Raw genomic sequence first — 17,711 nt, 5'->3', positions numbered from 1 at the left:
CCCTACAAGCCGGAACGGGAAGCACATTCGGGGCACACTCCCTTCAACACGTAGTTGATGCTATGCAATGTGAATCCCTCCGGCAAATCAATGACAGGAATATGCGTACCCTCAAGGCAGAATGTCTTATGGCATCGCTCGCAATAGAAATGCGAATGCAAGTCCTGCACTACACAGTTACAAGAGTTGTCGCAGACGGCGTATTTCAGCGAGCCGCTACCGTCATCGATGCGATGTATCAGGTGATGAGAGAGGAAGAGGGCTACCGTGCGGGAGATGGTCGATTTGTCCACCGTCTCCAACCGTGTTTCGAGGTCAAGCAGCGATACCGCACGCCCCACCTCCATCATATTCTTCAGTATGAGAAGCCTTATCGCCGTCGGCTTGATGTCGCGACGCGCCAACTTATCCAAATATACATTTTCTTCCATAGGTTCTTTTGTTATCTTATCGTTTTCCGTATGCTCACCGCATTCATAATGGCGAGTAATGCAACACCCACATCGGCAAAGACGGCTTCCCAAAGCGTTGCCACCCCACCGGCTCCCAACAGCAGCACGAGCAGTTTCACTCCGAAAGCAAGCGAGATATTCTGCCATACAATTCTGCGTGTCTGTTTTCCCACCTTAATGGCTTCGGCTACTTTGGAAGGCTGGTCGGTCTGTATCACGACGTCGGCCGTTTCGATAGCCGCATCACTGCCCAATCCGCCCATTGCAATGCCCACATGACTCAGTGCAAGCACCGGTGCATCGTTCATTCCGTCGCCGACAAAAGCTATCCGCTTCGTTTCATCCTGCCTCAAGGCTTCGAGATGACTGACTTTTCCCTCGGGCAGCAAGTCGCCGTAAGCATTGTCTATGCCCAACTTCTCTGCAAAGGTAGTAACAATCGACTGTTTATCGCCGGATAATATCTGAATGTTGTCGATGTGCAACATTTTTAAATCATCCATAGCTTTTTTTGCATCCTCTTTCAGAGCGTCGGCCAGCAGCAAGTAGCCGGCATAGTCGGTGCCGACAGCGCAGACCGCAATCGTATCGGCCATCTTCAACAGCTCTGCCGGATATCCGATATTGTATCGGGACAACAGACGACAGTTGCCTACCCGCACAAGAGTCCCGTCAATCATCGCTTCCAGGCCGAGACCGGCAAGTTCCTTTACTTCCGCTACAGGCAACGGCTCTATCTCTTGCAACCTGGCATAGTTCACAATGGCTTTGGCTATCGGATGAGTACTGCCGTTCTCTACCGAAGCCATCATCTTTATCAATTCTCTTTCTGAAATACCGGATGCAGTCCGGCACTGTCTTACTTCAAAACTTCCTTCGGTCAGAGTTCCCGTTTTATCGAATACAACCGTATTGATTTTTGTGATAGCATCCAGGTAATTGCCGCCTTTGAACAATATCCCCAGCCGGGAAGCTGCCCCGATACCTCCGAAATATCCCAACGGGATGCTCACCACCAATGCGCAAGGACACGAAAGCACTAAAAAGACCAGCCCCCTGTACAACCAGTCATCGAACAGATAAACAAACCCTGTAACGTCAACCAATGAATAGACAAACGGAAGCAGCACAATCAGTACCGCCAGCCCGATAACGGCAGGTGTATAGATGCGGGCAAATTTACGAATAAAGAGTTCTGCCGGCGCTTTCCGTTCCGAAGCATTCCGTACAAGTTCCAATATGCGCGCCAGCGCACTCTTGTCGAACGGCTTTGTCACCCTGATACGAATCACTCTATCCGTCACAATCATACCGGCAAGGACTTCCTCCCCTTTGCGGATAGTTCGGGGGACGCTTTCGCCCGTCAAGGCTGCCGTATTGAAAGCCGCCACTTCGTGGAGCATTGTCCCGTCCAAAGGAATTCTTTCGCCGGGCTTTATCTCTATCACCTCACCGACTTTTACATTCTTAGGGGATTCCACAACCGGATTGTCGTCTCTAAACACCCAAACCTTCTCCGGCCTTACATCCAGCAAAGCCCCGATATTACGCTTGGCGCTATCGACTGCCTTTTTCTGAAACAGTTCTCCGATGGTATAGAACAGCATCACGGCCACTCCCTCCGGATACTCGCCGATATAGAAAGCTCCGACAGTGGCAACAACCATGAGGGTAAACTCACTGAAATAGTCTTTCTCCTTCATGCTCTCCCACGCCTCTTTCATTACAGGGAGCCCGACCGGAAGATAAGCCGCGATATACCAGCCTAAAACGATATACTTTTCAGCAAACAGCCCCCAATGTAGAGCCTCCATAATCATACCTCCTATCAGAAGCACCAGTGAAAGCCCTACTTTCCAATATTGCCGAAATACAGAATTCTTCACTTCAACTTCCTTTGTGGAAGCGCATTCGCTTCCACAGCAACAACAATGTCCCATATCTTTCATGTTTTAGTTACCGGCAAAGGTAGCGAATGATTCATGCAACAAGGTTGCAAAGATAATCCTCGCAAATACTTGGGCGAAGAAGAAATAAAAAAACAGGCGGTGCGCCAGACCACGCACCGCCTATCCAATATTCCATCAGGGATTTTCTTCCCTGTCATTCCGTATAAACTCCAGCAGCCGTTCCACTGCCTCTTCTTCGGGAATATTCTTTTCGACACAAACCTTGCCTTTGTAAAGGCTGATTTTGCCTCGTCCGGCACCTACATAGCCGTAGTCTGCATCCGCCATTTCGCCGGGACCGTTCACAATGCATCCCATGATACCGATTTTCAGCCCTTTCAGATGCGAGGTAGCGGCTTTGATGCGGGCAATCGTCTTTTCCAAGTCGTAGAGCGTACGGCCGCAACCGGGACAGGAGATATACTCCGTCTTGGAAGTGCGGGTACGTCCGGCTTGCAGGATTCCGAAAGCGGTGGCGTCCACTACCGCATGGCTCAGGCTGCCTTGATTGAACAGGAAGATACCGTCGCAAAGGCCGTCAAAAATCAAGGCTCCCATATCGGCCGCCGATTTTATCTGCAAGTCCTCCGCATTGTCTTCCGCATAATGCTGGAAGAAGACAACAGGATTCTGCAAGCCTTCCGTTGTGAGCTGGTGCACCAACGCGCGATGTTCGCCCAAGCGATTGAGATGGTTGCTTTGGGAAACGACCACCACCTCAGGGTGCTGTTTCAGACAAGCGATGACCTCCTCCGTCTGTGCCATATAGGACATAAACAGGAATTTGAGTTCCGCATTGCATCCCCCCATCAACGGCAGTTGCGCATGATTGTAAGCAGGCCAAGTGCCGGCTTCACCTTGCCATACGTCCGCATCGAGGATGTATTCCACGCCCGCTTCGCGCTGTTCGGGCAACGCACGTCCGGCGTAGATATAGTCGGGGGTGAATTGGGGATTGACTTCCATTCGCCCGTCCATGCGGTCGGCAATGACCACAGGCACGTGTTCACCGCCGATGTTACGCACAGCTTGCGTCTTCCGCCGTTGAGGCGACAGATAATTGAAACCGGGTGCTTCCAACCCCGGAATATACGGATGGTTCTGCCTCAGCAGAATGTAGTCGACCAACTTGCGGGCTACGGGGATTTCCGCTTCGGGCGCTTCGCTCAAAGAAACGCGGATGGTATCGCCCAATCCGTCGCTCAGCAACGCGCCGATGCCGAGAGCCGACTTGATGCGTCCGTCCTCTCCGTCGCCAGCTTCGGTCACTCCGAGATGCAACGGGAAAACCATCCCCTCTTTCTCCATCACGTCTGCCAGCAGGCGGACGGTTTCCACCATCACGACCGTATTGGACGCCTTGATGGAAATCACCACGTCGGTGAAGTGCTCTTCGACGCAGATGCGAAGAAATTCCATGCAGGACTCCACCATTCCCGCAGGCGTATCGCCATAGCGCGACATGATGCGGTCGGACAGCGAACCGTGGTTGACGCCGATACGTACGGCCGTGTGATTCTCCTTGCAGATGTTTAGGAAAGGAACAAACCGGTCGCGAATCTTGCGTATCTCCTGCGCATACTCCTCGTCGGTATATTCGAGTTTCTTAAAAGTACGTGCCGCATCTACATAGTTTCCCGGATTGATGCGCACCTTTTCCGCATATTGCGCCGCCACGTCGGCAACCTTCGGGTTAAAATGCACATCGGCAACCAACGGAACCATATATCCCCGGCTACGCAAACCGATGTTGATGTTCATCAGGTTTTCGGCTTCCTTGACACCCTGCGTGGTGAGGCGGACATATTCGCCGCCCGCATCGACAATACGCATTGCCTGCTCCACGCAAGCCTGCGTGTCTTGCGTGGACGTATTTGTCATCGACTGGACACGAATGGAATTGGGGCCACCCAACGGTGTAGCCCCAATGTTCACTTCTGTAGTTTCTCTTCGAAAGTAATTGAATAAATCCAAGTTTTCAGTGATTAACGGTTAGCGATTATCAGTTCGTTTTATACTCAAACCTGACTTCTTTCAGTTCTTCGTTTGCTTTTACGATTTTCTTTTTCAGTCCTTCCTTGTAAGCGGCAAAGACCTCTGCCAGTTTCTCATCGCTCAGTGCAAGCATCTGTATGGCAAGAATGGCCGCATTCATCGCCCCGTTAATGGCAACGGTTGCCACGGGAATGCCCGGAGGCATCTGGATGATGGAATAAAGTGCGTCTACACCATCGAGCACGGAACCCTTGACGGGCACGCCGATAACGGGCAGCGTCGTGTTGGCGGCAATCACGCCGGGAAGGGCGGCAGCCATTCCGGCAGCAGCGATAATTACTTTAATACCACGGTTGCGGGCATTCTTTGCAAACTCTTCCACAGCCTCGGGCGTGCGGTGAGCAGAGAGCGCGTTTATTTCAAACGGCACGTGCATATCATTCAGCAGTTGCGCTGCCTTCTCCATGACGGGAAGGTCGGACGTGCTGCCCATGATGATACTTACAATTGGAGTCATCTTTATTTCTTATTTTTTACGATTTAGTAGTTACAACTTACAAGTGGAGGGGGGCAAGTTATCCGTTTATCACGGCTTTGTACCCTTCGGCGTCCAACAGGTCCTCCACGGCCTTCGGGTCTGCCGGTTTCATCTTAATCAGCCAGCCTTCGCCATAGGGGTCTTTGTTCACCAGTTCCGGATTTTCTTCCAATGCTTCGTTTTGCTCCAGCACTTCGCCTGCCACGGGCAAGAAAAGGTCGGAGATGGTTTTCACGACTTCGATGGTTCCGAAAGTTTCGGCAGCTTCCAACGTTTCACCCACGGTGGGGATGTCAACAAATACAATGTCGCCCAACTGTTCCTGAGCGTAGTCTGTGATACCGACGTAAGCAATGTCTCCTTCGATGCGAATCCATTCGTGTTCGCTTGTGTACTTCAAATTCTGTGGAAAGTTCATAATAATTAGTTTTTAGGATTGAATACTATGATATGTTTAAAACAAAAATATCCGAAACAACAGGTTTATCATCGGGTGGAGCACCAACAGGGAGCATACCAGCCCGACGGCAAAGCCCGAAAGCACCTCGCCCAGCGTGTGATGTCCGAGCACGATGCGCGCAGAGCCGAGCACGCCGGCTATCAGGATGAACAGGCAGAGCCACCCCACCGGATTATAGCCGAACAGGGCACTGAAAGAGACCAGCCCGCCTATCACGCCGCCGATACCCGCCATGTGTTCGCTCAGCTTCCACCGCAGGTTGACGCCGATGCAGATGACAGACACGACCAATGAAGTGAGGATGATGCCTGTTACATACCACGGGAGGTTGAGCCTGTGCATCATCAGCCAGCAGAACACGTAGGATATGATGGTCAGCAGGATGGGCACGTAGCGTTTCTTGCGTTCGCTCAGCTCCCGGCGGTCGAACCCGTTAATCTTGCGGAACAGAAAAATCATAATGGCAGGTGTCAGGATGGTGAAACAGAATACTATCGCCAGCACAATCAACTTATACTTCACCGGCATGATGCGAAGATAAGAAAACAGGAATAACACCAAGAATGATAAAAACGGAATGGAAAACGGGGTGAACACCATCGAAGTGATGCGTGCCACCTGCAACATTGTCCTATCTGCTATGATATGTTCTCTTTCTCTGTCCACTGCTCTTTTCTTTAATTTTCCAATTATCGGTTTACGCATTTATTTATCATTTCCTCAGCCGCGCCACGGGGATGTTCAACTGCTGGCGGTATTTGGCTACCGTCCGGCGGGCTATCGGATATCCTTTCTCTTTCAGAATATCCGCCAGTTCATCATCCGTAAGCGGTTTCTTCTTGTCCTCGCCGTCGATGCACTCTTTCAGAATCTTGCGGATTTCACGGACGGACATCTCCTCTCCGTCCTCCGTCGTATATCCGTCGACGAAAAAGAATTTAAGCTGGTAGACGCCGTAGTTTGTCTGCACATACTTGCTGTTGCTCACGCGGGAGACGGTCGATATATCCAGCCCCGTGCGTTCGGCGACGTCTTTCAGAATCATCGGTTTCAGCAGCGACTCGTCTCCTTCGAGGAAGAAGGGGCGTTGCAGTTCGACGATTGCCTGCATGGTGGTCATCAACGTGTTCTGCCGTTGTCTGACGGCGTCGATGAATCCTTGCGCGGCGTCCATCTTCTGCTTGAGGAACATCATCGCTTCCTTCGATTCTTTCGACTGGTTGGCTTTGTTGCGGGTATGTTCCTCTACCATTTCGGTGAAGTCCCTGCTCATGCGGAGTTCGGGCACATGACGGTTGTTGAGGCTTACTTGAATGGTTCCGTCATCGTATGTTTCAACGATGAAGTCGGGGATAATCTGCTGGAGGTTTCTGCCGATAGCTTCTCCCAAAGAGGAGCCGGGGCGGGGGTTCAGTCTGGTGATTTCGCCGATTACCTCCTTGAATGTCTCTTCGCCGATATCCAGCTTCTTTATTATCTTTTCCCAATGCTTGCGCGTGAACTCTTCGTAATAGTCGCGAATCACCCGTTCTTCAAGGTCGAGTATGGGAGCAGGCGTTTTTTCCTCCTCTTTCTTCCGACGTATCTGTATCAGCAGGCATTCCTGAAGCGTGCGTGCGCCGAGTCCTGCGGGGTCGAAGTCCTGCAAGACGAGCAATGCTTCTTCCAGTTCTTCCTCTGCCGCGTCTATACCGGCATAAATAGCCAGTTCGTCGCAAATGCTTTCCAACGATTTGCGGAGCAATCCGTCGTCATCCAACGAACCGATAAGGTATTCCACCAATTCGGATTGATGTTCGGTCAAATTCCGTTCGCGAAGCTGTTCCTTCAGTATTTCATAAAAGGAGGTGGTGTCGGAGAAAGGAATATCTTCCGCCCGTTCGTCTTTCGAGCGGTTGTTCTCCTGCAATTTATAGTCGGGTATGTCGTCTTCGTTGAGATAGTCACTTAACGAGTCATAGTCGTTGGCATCACCCTCCGCGTCATCCTCCGCACTGTCGGCATCGGCATATTCATCAACGGCGTTTTCTTCTCGACCTTCTTCAAGAGCCGGATTTTCAAGCAGTTCGGCATGGATACGGTCTTCCAGTTCCACAGCGGGAAGTTCCAGCAATTTCACGACCAGAATTTGCTGTGGCGAAAGTGTCTGCACTTGCTGCTGCGCCTGAGACTGTATTTGACGGGAACCTTGTGCCATATTCGTTTTTGCTTTCTACTATTTTCTCGCTACAAAAGTAACTTTTTAACGAGAGATTACACAGATTAGGAGGATTATTTTTAATCCTATAACACTAAAATCTTTCCAATAAACAAATATTTGTCTGCCGAAGTTCGCGAAAGGAGGGCGGATAGGTACTGTTTTTGCGTTCCACTATAGTGTTCCGCAAAGAACACTATAGTTTCCCTTGCGGAACACTATAGTGGAACGAACGGGAAACTGTAGTGGAACGAAATAAAGCTACCTGCCGAATCATCTCCCGGCAGGCAAGCGACGGAGTTTCATTCGCCCGACTGTTCGAATACGAAAGATACGTTCCGATAGTTGTTGTAGCCGGACATGACGGCCATTGAAACGATACGGTCTTTTCCGGTATCATTGGGCTGTACGGCCACTTGCACCAAGCCTTCGTTGACAATGGCACGAAACCATTTGTTTTGTACTTCTTGGGAGAGTATATGATTGTTCGCACCGTCGAAACGGTAAATCAAGAGCCAATCTTCGGAGAGGTTTCTTATCCTATAGGTTCCCCCGCCCTTCGGAATACGGGCTTTGAGCACCAAAGAGTCTCCGGCAGCCTCGAGTGCCACATCGTCCGAGTGCCATTTCATGAAAGGTTTTTCCTTCGATTCGTCCGACAGGTTCTTCATCCACTCTGTTTCCGTAATCCGGCATCCGCCCACGACACCGATACCCTTGTCGACATTGGAATAATGGCTTCTTACGGGTGCCAGCCCTTTGTGACCCAAATCGTTGTTTCTGACGTCGTTCAATGACTTCAGATAGAGGAAAAATTCGCGCGACAATTTGTACAGATATACCTTGTACGAGTATTTATAAACGTTGTCGTCCCACATAGAGATGTTGTCGGCAGAGTGATAGGTCTTCAAGCGCAAGGTATATTCCTTTCCTTTTATCTGTTCGTCGCTCCAGATGTAGAGGTTCTGATAGAAATTATTGGATAAATCAAACACCGAGTTCAACCCGTTCTTGTTGTACAGCAACGGTTCGTCGTCCACTTCAAGTTCCATATCAGCCAAATCCATATGTACAACCATCCCGGAAATGAGTTCGGTTCCTGCCGCCACTCCCGGAAGATTCTGCAACGTCTTTACCACATCGGGCGAACTCATAAACGCATATCCGGTATGCAGGTCGCGCGAAGTCAGCGACACTTTCCCTGTCTGTGTGGTCATCAACGGAGAGTTCAAATCGGCAGTCACGACAACCTCTTCCAATTGATAGCCCTCTTTGAGATGAATTGTCAGAACCGTGTCGCGGCGGAGAAGCACATCTTCCGTACGCTCGCCACAGCCTATGGACGAAAAACGTATGGCATGAGCTCCTTCCGGAAGGGTCATACTGAAAAAACCGTGTTCGTTGCTCAATGTGCCTGTTCTCGTCGTCACATCCCATATGGTGGCGTTGATGAGTGTTTCGCCGTCATTCCGGTAGACATATCCGCTAAGGGTATATTCGGTTTTACTTTTCTGTCTTGCGCGGGTCAACAATACATATTTGTCCTTTATTTCCCAAGCGACTCCTATGGTGCCAAACAGTTCTTTCAGACTTTGTTTCAAAGTCAACCCATGAAGCGGTGTGCCCGAATAGCGGACATCCAACTTCAGCGAAGCATCATATACAAACTTCACCGAGTGCTTCTTTTTGATGACTTCCATCTGTTGCCTGATGGTTTTCTCCGTTTGCATCGGGGCAGCAAACGCCCCTTGCTGGCAACAGATTGCCAACAACATCAATATAAAAAATCTTGCCATACGTTACTTCTTTTCTATTCTGATTTCCAAAGTTTTTTCAATCAAGGAAACAATCACATCCAAGCCGTCACTTGTTTCAAACTCCGCGGAAAGTGTCTTGTCCGTGCCTGCTGTTGTCAATTCGACCTGGTAATAATCCGACAACTCTTTCAGGACATCGGGCAGCGGTGTTTCTTCATAAACGAATTTCCCGACAGCCCACGCCGCAGGATTTGGTATCTGCGACGCTACCATACGAGGTTGCTGCTCACCATGCAACAAACTTGCTTGCATATCTTTTGTCAGTATCATTCCGTCATCCTCTCCTTTGGCAGCAAATAACACTTTGCCAGAGGAGATATAGACTTGCGTAGCGGAATCCGATAGACTCTCTTCTATCTGAAATTTTGTACCAAGAACCTTCACTACAGCATATTGTCCCGTTACGCAAAAAGGATGCGTAGCGTCGCGATACACACGAAAATAGGCCTTTCCAGTCATTTCCACTTCACGCTGTCCGGTGCCGAACCGGTCGGAACGGTATTTGAGTGTGGAATGGGGCGACAAGGTGACAAAGGTGCTGTCGGGCAACATATATTCCATTACATTGCCGGAAGCAGCAATGCGTGTCCATGCATTCTCTTTCTGCATAATCCAATAAAAACAGAGACCCAAGCAAAGCAGCAAGAGGCTACCGCACCCGACCAATAAAAGCCCCTATGCCGCTTCCGGAGATGGATGTTGTTTCTGTTTTTCCATTCATGAAATGCCTTTTGGGTATCGAACATTCCAGGTTTATAGTTCTTCAAGACGAACCGTGTACATTTCTCTTCTATTCCGCTCATATTTTCAGTCGTTTTTTCAGTAAGACTGCATTTTATGCAAATCCTACTATTCCAAAATGAAAAAAAATATCTTTGGGCGTTTTTTTCCGGAAAGCCCCCTTAAAAGTTATCCGAAAAAGAACATATAGATTCTTCGGCCACCTTCTTTCAAGGCTTTCAGTGCTTTACTCACCTGATTCTTGACTGTATTGACAGAAACGCCTTGCCGCTTGGCAATTTCCTCATATTTCAGCCCGTCTCTCTTGCTAAGCAAAAGAGCCTCCCGGCAACGTTCGGGCAGCGAATCAATGGCAGTCCACAGACGTGCTTCGATGAACGAACGTTCTTCGCATTCCTCATCCGAAATCTTATCGGCCAGGTCTGTAGGGATGGCATTCAAATCAATCATACGGTCTTTTTTAAGCCTGTCAATACAGCGATTGCGCGTCATGGAATAGAGATACGATTTTGCATCGGAGACGATACGGCCGTTGTTCATGTGTTCCCACAATTCGGCAAAACAATCCTGCACGATGTCTTCCGCATCTTCCGAAACATTCAGATAATGAAGCGCATAAAGACACAAAGGACGGTAATACTGACGAAACACATCATCCATACCTTGAAGATAAGATTTATGTAGCATTGAATGGGTAAGATTAGAGTAACCGTTTTACGAAGATAGACTCTTTTACCTGATAATGATTAGAATGACAATTCTTTTATAGTTTTTTCAAATTCCGCATACAACCTGTTGAATCTTTTTGTGTGTTTACTCCGTACGAAATTCACAACTGTCCGAAGATTTCATCCGTTTTATTCGCATATTCCGGCGTTTTTACATACATTTGCTACAAAACTTTAAATATAACACCATATGTTTGCCAAAGAAACGTATATGCAGCGCAGAGCCCTGCTGAAAAAGAATTTAGGCTCTGGGGTATTGTTATTTCTTGGAAATGACGAGTGCGGACTGAATTACGAAGATAACACGTTTCGTTATCGGCAGGATTCTACCTTCCTTTATTATTTCGGGCTTTCGTGTGCCGGACTGTCGGCGATTATAGATATTGACGAAGACAAAGAAATCATTTTCGGCGACGAACTGTCTATCGACGCTATCGTGTGGATGGGCTCGCAGCCGACACTGCACGAAAAATGCGAACGCGTAGGCGTATCCCACCTGATGCCGGCTGCCGGAATCGCAGACTACCTGCAAAAATGTGCGCATCAAGGGAAAACGGTTCATTACCTTCCTCCCTACCGCCCCGAGCATAAACTGAAACTGATGGACTGGTTAGGAATAGCTCCTGCACGCCAGGAAGGTTCCGTCCCCTTTATCCGTGCCGTCGTAGCGCAACGAAATTACAAAACCGCCGAAGAAATCGTAGAGATAGAGAAGGCGTGCGACGTGACTGCCGATATGCACATCGCAGCCATGAAGGTGCTGCGCCCCGGTATGTATGAGTATGAAGTGGTAGCGGAAATGAACCGCGTGGCCGAATCAAACAACTGCCAGCTCTCCTTCGCCACCATAGCCACCGTCAACGGACAAACATTGCACAACCATTATCACGGAAATAAAGTGAAACCGGGCGACTTGTTCCTGATTGACGCCGGCGCGGAAGTGGAATCGGGATATGCCGGCGATATGTCGTCTACGATTCCTGCCGACAAGACCTTCACCGCCCGCCAACGCGAAGTGTACGAAATACAGAACGCGATGCATCTCGAATCGGTGAAAGCTCTCCGTCCGGGAATTCCCTATATGGAAGTTTACGAACTGTCTGCCCGCGTGATGGTAGAGGGTATGAAGACACTCGGACTGATGAAAGGCAATGCGGAAGACGCCGTACGCGAAGGTGCACACGCCCTGTTCTATCCGCACGGGTTGGGTCATATGATGGGGCTGGACGTTCACGACATGGAAAACTTAGGCGAACTATGGGTAGGCTACAACGGACAGCCGAAGAGCACACAGTTCGGCCGCAAGTCGCAACGTCTTGCCATCCCTTTAGAGCCGGGATTTGTGCATACCGTAGAACCGGGTATTTACTTCATCCCCGAACTGATTGATATGTGGAAGGCGGAAAAGAAATTTGCCGATTTCATCAACTACGATGCAGTAGAGGCTTACAAGGATTTCGGCGGCATCCGCAACGAAGAAGATTACCTGATTACAGAGACCGGCGCCCGCAGATTAGGAAAGAAGATTCCTTTGACACCGGAAGAGGTGGAAGCGCTGAGATAAAGCCCGGTGGTGTGTCGGGAGTTCACCACAGAATCCCAAGACTTCTGTAGTAAGTCCCGACACACTCTTCAATCGTCCCAATCGGACAAAGGCAATGTCTTTTTTCCATACCACTTCATCCACGCATACGATTTCCGCTTTCTGAGATAAAGCGTATCGCCGCAATTCTCCATCGCTTCCCAATCGAAAACGGAATGAGGACGGAACGACTTCTCCAGCCAATAGAAAAGATGATAAGTCGCGAAAGGAAGCACCATCCACCACCATGAATAGACGAACGACAAGACCACAGCAGGCAACAGCGTCAGCAGGAAACATTCCCAAAACTGCCTTACATGAATCCGCACTTCCATATTTTCCCAGATTTCCAAATACCTGTACCGAGTAAAGAACAGACCGCCAAACATAAAATAATGGTTCTTATTCTTTTTTCCTAAGAACCATTTTGCTAAAAGATTATTGTAAAAAATCATAATTCCCTCTCTTCTTCATTGTTGTATGTAGACTCATAACAGAATAAAGAATCAAAGGTTCAACGCTTTAAAGATGAATATCAAATAACAACATTTAAGGTGATTAAGTTCTTTGAAACGGGGCCCCTTTTATTCCATATCTGTACTTCTTCTATGTAACTTACAAATTTCCAAAGTAAAAGACTTCTATGTTCCAACTGTTTTGTGTAATTTTGCAAGCATAAGTAAAATCCAAAATATTGAAAATGAGACTTGAAAAAATAGCTAAGTTCGTAATTGGACTTTATATGCTTTTAGGCATAGTAGCTTGTGGAACAAAATCAAAGGTAGATAATGTGGAAGAACAAGCTCAGATTAAGTCTGATTCAGAAGTAAGTGAATATATTACTCACAAACAGGAAAACATTGATTTAATAAATAAAGTATATAATAAATTTGTGTTTGCTATCGATTCTGGTGAAAACGATATGCCTGAGGATTATTTCACAGCAAATGCCTTGAGAAAACTTCAGAACAACTATGAATTCGACTGCGAGGATGGACCCTGCTATGCCTATTATGCTTTGAGAACTAAAGAGCAAGATTCAAAACCTGGTTCTGAGAACAAATCTCAGATTATTAGCGTTGAACCCATGGAGGCCGATTGGTGGATCGTATCTTATTTGGATATGGGTTGGCGTGGTATGACACGTATAAAAATCATCGACAGGAAAATCGATGACTACGAACGATGTATATCCGATTTATAATGAGCATAACCCTATTTCTTCTCCCTTAAAATCTAAATATGAAATATACACCCTCAATAATAACAACAGTTCGTTAAAAAATAGCCAAGCCTAAGCGGCTTTGACAGTAAATAGTCCCTCTTAAAAAATGCTCATCTGTAGGATAGTGTTTCCTTTCAATATCCCGCAGATGAGCATTTTTTAAGGGGGACTAAATAATCTGTGTTAATCCAAGTAATCCGTGATGAGTTCAGACGCCATCCGGCAATATTTTACCATTATTCCTTTCCCCCAATCCGCCTAATATTTAAAACTGCTTCCCCCCAAGAATTCGCGCAGCAGCGAAGTAGGCGGAATCTCTTTATCCTGCACCGGAACAAAATACTTGATGAATTTCAGCAAGCGGTAGGCTTCAGCATATTCGGGGCAGTTGCGCGGCACGCCCGACAGGATAGGTTCGGCGTGCGGACGAAGCACGGCAAACTCGAAAAGCAACGCCGAGTTGAACATGACATCGGCATTCTCCTGGTAAGGAAATATCCACTTGTCCTCACCGGCACGCACACTGGGCCAGCGCGAAATCGTTTCGCGGGCAGAATAACCACGGTAATTGAAGTCGCGGATGATGCGGCGCAGCAGACGGTTGTCTGTAGTGGGAATCCAGTTATGGTCGTCCAAAGAGATGGTGGTAAGGGCGGAGACGTAAATCTTGAATTTGCGTTCGGCAGGGATGTGCGGGGTAAGTTCGGGGTTCAGCGCATGAATACCTTCGAGGATTAGAATCGTGTTGTCCTCTATCTTCAACTTGTCGCCCTTGTACTCCTTCTTGCCGAGGGAGAAGTTGAAACGCGGAAGTTCCACCTCCTCGCCGTGCAGCAGGGCTTGCAGTTGGCGGTTGAACAAATCGAGGTCGAGGGCGTACAGCGATTCATAGTCGTAGTTGCCGTTTTCGTCCAAAGGAGTGTCCTCGCGGTCGACGAAGTAATTGTCGAGGGAGATGGGATACGGTTTCAGCCCGTTCGTCATCAGTTGGATGGAGAGACGCTTGCTGAAGGTGGTCTTTCCCGACGATGAGGGGCCGGCAATCAACACAAGTTTCACCCCCTCGCCATCGTCGCCACGACGGAAGATGGTATCGGCTATCTGGGCAATCTTTTTTTCCTGTAAGGCTTCGGCCACGTTAATCAGGTCGGTGGCGTGTCCCTCCTCGCAGGCGAGGTTGAAATCGCCGGCATTGTTCATCCCCATGATATGGCTCCAGTTGAGGTGTTCCTTAAAGACGTCCAACATCTTCTCCTGCTTCACCACCTCTTCCAGCACTTCGGGATTCTCGTGGCTCGGAATGCGGAGAAGCAGTCCGTCGTAATACTTCACGATGTCGAACAGGTTGATAAACCCGGTGCTTGGCAGCAGGTTGCCGTAATAGTAGTCTACCGTATCGCCCAACGTATAATAATAGGTGTAAAGCGAGCCCGAAGTTTCGAGCAAGCGTACTTTATCGTTCATTCCCCGCTCGCTGAAGAGGCGTGCCGCCTCGGTGGTGTGGCACTCGACACGGTGGTAAGGAATGTCCTCTTCGATAATCTCCTGCATACGCCGCTTGATGCGCTTCACGTCTTCGAGTTCAATGGGGCGGCCGATGCGCAGATTGCAGAAATAGCCCTTCGACACGGGATGCTCCATATACAACTTGCCTTCGGGAAACAACTCCGTCACCGCCTTGAAGAGCACAAAACAGAGCGAACGGACATAGGTGCGCATCCCCGACTGGTCTCTCACATCGAGAAACTCTACATCCTTGTTGTTATACACTCTGAAATTAAGCCCCTCGGAGCGGTTATTGACTTTGGCGCTGACCACCTGATAAGGAAAATTAAGATTAAAACCGTAATAAATATCCAAAAGTGAGCTCCCAATGGGGAATTCTTTAGAAATATTGTTATTTTTGCAACAAATTTGTATCATATAAGCTAAATTTATTAATCTTGGATAATGAATTCGGCTGTAAAATACTGAATAAAAAGGAGAATCGACCGTTTTCATAAGGATTTTTTCTTTTGCGGACGCCTTTTTAGGATTTCTTTAGACACTAATTAAAAATGAGATAAATGTCTGTATTTGTTATTCTAAAGTTAATCGGCTCTTTAGCTCTCTTGATGTATGGTATGAAAACCATGAGCGAAGGCCTGCAAAAATTGACAGGAGGACAGCTCCGCCACTTCTTGGGAGCTATGACCACCAACCGCTTCACCGGTCTGCTGACCGGTACGTTTGTAACGGCCGCCGTACAGTCGTCCACCGCCACAACAGTTATGACCGTCAGTTTCGTCAACGCGGGACTGCTGACACTGGGACAAGCCATCTCCGTTATCATGGGTGCCAACATCGGAACCACCGTCACCGCCTGGATTATGTCCATCTTCGGTTTCCAGATGGATATGCACAATCTCATTTTCCCTCTCTTCGCACTTGCCATTCCGCTCATCTTCTCAAACAAAAGTCAGAAAAAGTCATTCGGCGAATTTGTATTCGGCTTCGCTTTCATGTTCTTAGGACTGACCACGCTGCGCGAGAACGCCATGCATATGGACCTGGAGCACAACGAGATGGTCATCAACTTCATCACATCGTGCAAGGAATGGGGCTTCCTCTCCATACTGTTGTTCCTTTTCATCGGCGGCGTCATTACGATGTGCGCGCAGTCGTCGGCAGCAGTCATGGCAATCACGCTGATTCTCTGCTCCAGCGGGGTGCTCGACCTCTACCTGGGTATCGCATTGGTAATGGGTGAAAACATCGGAACCACCGTCACCTCCAACATCGCCGCACTGACAGCCAACGCACAGGCACGGCGTGCCGCCCTGGCGCATTTCATCTTCAACATATTCGGAGTGTTGTGGATACTGTGTATCTTCCATCCGTTTGTCGACATGGTGAGCACGATTGTAGGCAAACTGTTTCCCGGCGTATCCAGCGAGGTAGCCATCACCTACCAGCTCTCTGCCTTCCACACGGCTTTCAATATCTGCAACGTAGCCATCCTTATCTGGTTCATCAAGCCTATCGAGCGGCTGGTATGCTGGGTTATCAAGCCGCGTGAGGACGAAGAGGAGTTCCGTCTGCGCTTTATCAGCGGCGGTATGCTTTCCACTGCCGAGTTGTCTATCTTGCAAGCACGCAAGGAAATCCATCTGTTTGCCAAACGTACGCACCGTATGTTCGGCATGGTGCAAGACCTGCTCCACACGGAGAAGGACGACGACTTCAACAAACTCTTCAGCCGGATAGAGAAGTACGAGAACATAAGCGACAGCATGGAACTGGAAATAGCCAACTACCTGAACCAAGTGTCTGAAGGACGCCTGAGCTCGGAAAGTAAATTGCAGATACGCTCCATGCTGCGCGAGGTGACGGAGATTGAAAGCATCGGCGACAGTTGCTACAACCTGGCACGCACCATCAACCGCAAACGCCAGACCAACCAGAACTTTACCGACAAACAATACGAGCACATCCACTGCATGATGAAGCTGACAAGCGATGCGCTCGCGCAAATGATTGTGGTAGTGGAGAGACTCGACCATCCGGGCATCGACACCAACGCCAACATCAACAAGTCTTTCAACCTCGAAAACGAAATCAACAACTACCGCAACCAGTTGAAGAATCAGAATATCCTCGATGTAAACAACAAGGAATACGATTATCAGATGGGAGTCTACTACATGGACATTATCGCCGAATGCGAGAAGTTGGGCGATTATGTCGTCAATGTAGTGGAAGCAAGCGGAGACGTAAGAGAGAAAAAGGTCTCTTGACCTATCCATCGAGAATAAACGTTTTATCATAAACAAAGAAGGGGAGCCGGCAGCGCAGATGTCCGGCTCCCCTTCTTTGTTGTTGCCGTGGCAAGCGAATCGGCCAAAGTTCGACGATTCGCCGATTTGAAGAGCGAACAAAAGATATTTCTTTCCTACAACCAGCAATTTCTTCGGCTACAAGAGAAATTTTTCCCTTCTGCAAACGGAGTTTACCTGAGACCCAGGTCTCAGCACCTTCCACACCCGGG

General features: G+C 48.7%; 15 protein-coding genes. 3 read left to right on the top strand and 12 right to left on the bottom strand.

Annotated features, from left to right (window positions below):
• Nucleotides 1-2 precede the first annotated feature (2 nt).
• The 10 genes from QZ331_RS04410 to QZ331_RS04365 form a co-directional block, all read right to left on the bottom strand.
• Nucleotides 3-431 carry a transcriptional repressor gene (locus QZ331_RS04410; RefSeq protein ID WP_294628371.1) on the bottom strand — a complete coding sequence of 143 codons (429 nt, stop codon included), beginning with the start codon at nucleotides 429-431 and terminating at the stop codon, nucleotides 3-5.
• Between the two features lie 11 nt (nucleotides 432-442).
• Nucleotides 443-2,392 (bottom strand): heavy metal translocating P-type ATPase, encoded by a 1,950-nt coding sequence (locus QZ331_RS04405; RefSeq protein WP_294628369.1) that lies wholly within the window; start codon nucleotides 2,390-2,392, stop codon nucleotides 443-445.
• A 144-nt stretch (nucleotides 2,393-2,536) separates the two neighbouring features.
• The gene (locus QZ331_RS04400; protein WP_294628367.1) at nucleotides 2,537-4,375 is read right to left on the bottom strand and encodes a 4-hydroxy-3-methylbut-2-en-1-yl diphosphate synthase; all 1,839 of its coding nucleotides are present in this window, start codon (nucleotides 4,373-4,375) and stop codon (nucleotides 2,537-2,539) included.
• A 28-nt stretch (nucleotides 4,376-4,403) separates the two neighbouring features.
• Nucleotides 4,404-4,913, bottom strand: a complete 510-nt coding sequence (gene purE, locus QZ331_RS04395) for a 5-(carboxyamino)imidazole ribonucleotide mutase (protein WP_294628365.1) — start codon at nucleotides 4,911-4,913, stop codon at nucleotides 4,404-4,406.
• A 58-nt stretch (nucleotides 4,914-4,971) separates the two neighbouring features.
• Nucleotides 4,972-5,352 carry a glycine cleavage system protein GcvH gene (gcvH, locus tag QZ331_RS04390; RefSeq protein ID WP_294628363.1) on the bottom strand — a complete coding sequence of 127 codons (381 nt, stop codon included), beginning with the start codon at nucleotides 5,350-5,352 and terminating at the stop codon, nucleotides 4,972-4,974.
• Between the two features lie 36 nt (nucleotides 5,353-5,388).
• Entirely contained in the window at nucleotides 5,389-6,060 is a 672-nt protein-coding gene (locus tag QZ331_RS04385) for a hypothetical protein (RefSeq protein ID WP_294628361.1), read from the bottom strand.
• Between the two features lie 46 nt (nucleotides 6,061-6,106).
• Nucleotides 6,107-7,591 carry an RNA polymerase factor sigma-54 gene (gene rpoN, locus QZ331_RS04380; RefSeq protein ID WP_294628360.1) on the bottom strand — a complete coding sequence of 495 codons (1,485 nt, stop codon included), beginning with the start codon at nucleotides 7,589-7,591 and terminating at the stop codon, nucleotides 6,107-6,109.
• A gap of 302 nt (nucleotides 7,592-7,893) precedes the next feature.
• Nucleotides 7,894-9,387 carry a DUF4249 domain-containing protein gene (locus QZ331_RS04375; RefSeq protein WP_294628358.1) on the bottom strand — a complete coding sequence of 498 codons (1,494 nt, stop codon included), beginning with the start codon at nucleotides 9,385-9,387 and terminating at the stop codon, nucleotides 7,894-7,896.
• A 3-nt stretch (nucleotides 9,388-9,390) separates the two neighbouring features.
• Nucleotides 9,391-10,017: a FecR domain-containing protein gene (locus tag QZ331_RS04370; protein WP_294628357.1), complete on the bottom strand. Its 627-nt coding sequence runs from the start codon at nucleotides 10,015-10,017 to the stop codon at nucleotides 9,391-9,393.
• A gap of 300 nt (nucleotides 10,018-10,317) precedes the next feature.
• The gene (locus QZ331_RS04365) at nucleotides 10,318-10,836 is read right to left on the bottom strand and encodes an RNA polymerase sigma-70 factor (protein WP_294628355.1); all 519 of its coding nucleotides are present in this window, start codon (nucleotides 10,834-10,836) and stop codon (nucleotides 10,318-10,320) included.
• A gap of 231 nt (nucleotides 10,837-11,067) precedes the next feature.
• Between QZ331_RS04365 and QZ331_RS04360 the strand changes: the two genes are divergently transcribed.
• Nucleotides 11,068-12,441: an aminopeptidase P family protein gene (locus tag QZ331_RS04360; RefSeq protein WP_294628353.1), complete on the top strand. Its 1,374-nt coding sequence runs from the start codon at nucleotides 11,068-11,070 to the stop codon at nucleotides 12,439-12,441.
• Between the two features lie 68 nt (nucleotides 12,442-12,509).
• Here the strand turns inward: QZ331_RS04360 and QZ331_RS04355 are convergent, their stop codons facing one another.
• Nucleotides 12,510-12,914, bottom strand: a complete 405-nt coding sequence (locus QZ331_RS04355) for a hypothetical protein (protein ID WP_294628351.1) — start codon at nucleotides 12,912-12,914, stop codon at nucleotides 12,510-12,512.
• Between the two features lie 245 nt (nucleotides 12,915-13,159).
• On the opposite strand from QZ331_RS04355, the gene QZ331_RS04350 reads away from it, so the two are divergent.
• Entirely contained in the window at nucleotides 13,160-13,663 is a 504-nt protein-coding gene (locus QZ331_RS04350) for a hypothetical protein (protein ID WP_294628349.1), read from the top strand.
• 279 nt (nucleotides 13,664-13,942) lie between these two features.
• Here QZ331_RS04350 and QZ331_RS04345 read toward each other — a convergent pair whose 3' ends face one another.
• Nucleotides 13,943-15,607, bottom strand: coding sequence for a nucleoside kinase (locus QZ331_RS04345; protein ID WP_294628348.1), 1,665 nt, complete (start codon nucleotides 15,605-15,607; stop codon nucleotides 13,943-13,945).
• A 143-nt stretch (nucleotides 15,608-15,750) separates the two neighbouring features.
• Here QZ331_RS04345 and QZ331_RS04340 point away from each other — a divergent pair, with 143 nt between their 5' ends.
• On the top strand, nucleotides 15,751-17,460 hold the full coding sequence (locus QZ331_RS04340) for a Na/Pi cotransporter family protein (RefSeq protein WP_294628346.1): 1,710 nt from the start codon (nucleotides 15,751-15,753) through the stop codon (nucleotides 17,458-17,460).
• Nucleotides 17,461-17,711 lie beyond the last annotated feature (251 nt).

This window comes from uncultured Bacteroides sp. (genome assembly GCF_910586915.1).
Classification (GTDB): Bacteria; Bacteroidota; Bacteroidia; order Bacteroidales; family Bacteroidaceae; genus Bacteroides.
The sequence above is the reverse complement of the archived record's forward strand: the minus strand, read 5'-3'. Positions and strand labels throughout refer to the sequence as shown.

Excerpts from the sequence above, each read along its gene's own strand:
- QZ331_RS04365 (WP_294628355.1), bottom strand. The coding sequence starts at position 10,836 with ATGCTACATAAATCTTATCTTCAAGGTATGGATGATGTGTTTCGTCAG.
- QZ331_RS04375 (WP_294628358.1), bottom strand. The coding sequence starts at position 9,387 with ATGGCAAGATTTTTTATATTGATGTTGTTGGCAATCTGTTGCCAGCAA.
- QZ331_RS04355 (WP_294628351.1), bottom strand. The coding sequence starts at position 12,914 with ATGATTTTTTACAATAATCTTTTAGCAAAATGGTTCTTAGGAAAAAAG.
- QZ331_RS04345 (WP_294628348.1), bottom strand. The coding sequence starts at position 15,607 with ATGATACAAATTTGTTGCAAAAATAACAATATTTCTAAAGAATTCCCC.
- QZ331_RS04350 (WP_294628349.1), top strand. The coding sequence starts at position 13,160 with ATGAGACTTGAAAAAATAGCTAAGTTCGTAATTGGACTTTATATGCTT.
- rpoN (WP_294628360.1), bottom strand. The coding sequence starts at position 7,591 with ATGGCACAAGGTTCCCGTCAAATACAGTCTCAGGCGCAGCAGCAAGTG.
- QZ331_RS04410 (WP_294628371.1), bottom strand. The coding sequence starts at position 431 with ATGGAAGAAAATGTATATTTGGATAAGTTGGCGCGTCGCGACATCAAG.
- gcvH (WP_294628363.1), bottom strand. The coding sequence starts at position 5,352 with ATGAACTTTCCACAGAATTTGAAGTACACAAGCGAACACGAATGGATT.
- purE (WP_294628365.1), bottom strand. The coding sequence starts at position 4,913 with ATGACTCCAATTGTAAGTATCATCATGGGCAGCACGTCCGACCTTCCC.
- QZ331_RS04370 (WP_294628357.1), bottom strand. The coding sequence starts at position 10,017 with ATGCAGAAAGAGAATGCATGGACACGCATTGCTGCTTCCGGCAATGTA.
- QZ331_RS04340 (WP_294628346.1), top strand. The coding sequence starts at position 15,751 with ATGTCTGTATTTGTTATTCTAAAGTTAATCGGCTCTTTAGCTCTCTTG.
- QZ331_RS04405 (WP_294628369.1), bottom strand. The coding sequence starts at position 2,392 with ATGGGACATTGTTGTTGCTGTGGAAGCGAATGCGCTTCCACAAAGGAA.
- QZ331_RS04360 (WP_294628353.1), top strand. The coding sequence starts at position 11,068 with ATGTTTGCCAAAGAAACGTATATGCAGCGCAGAGCCCTGCTGAAAAAG.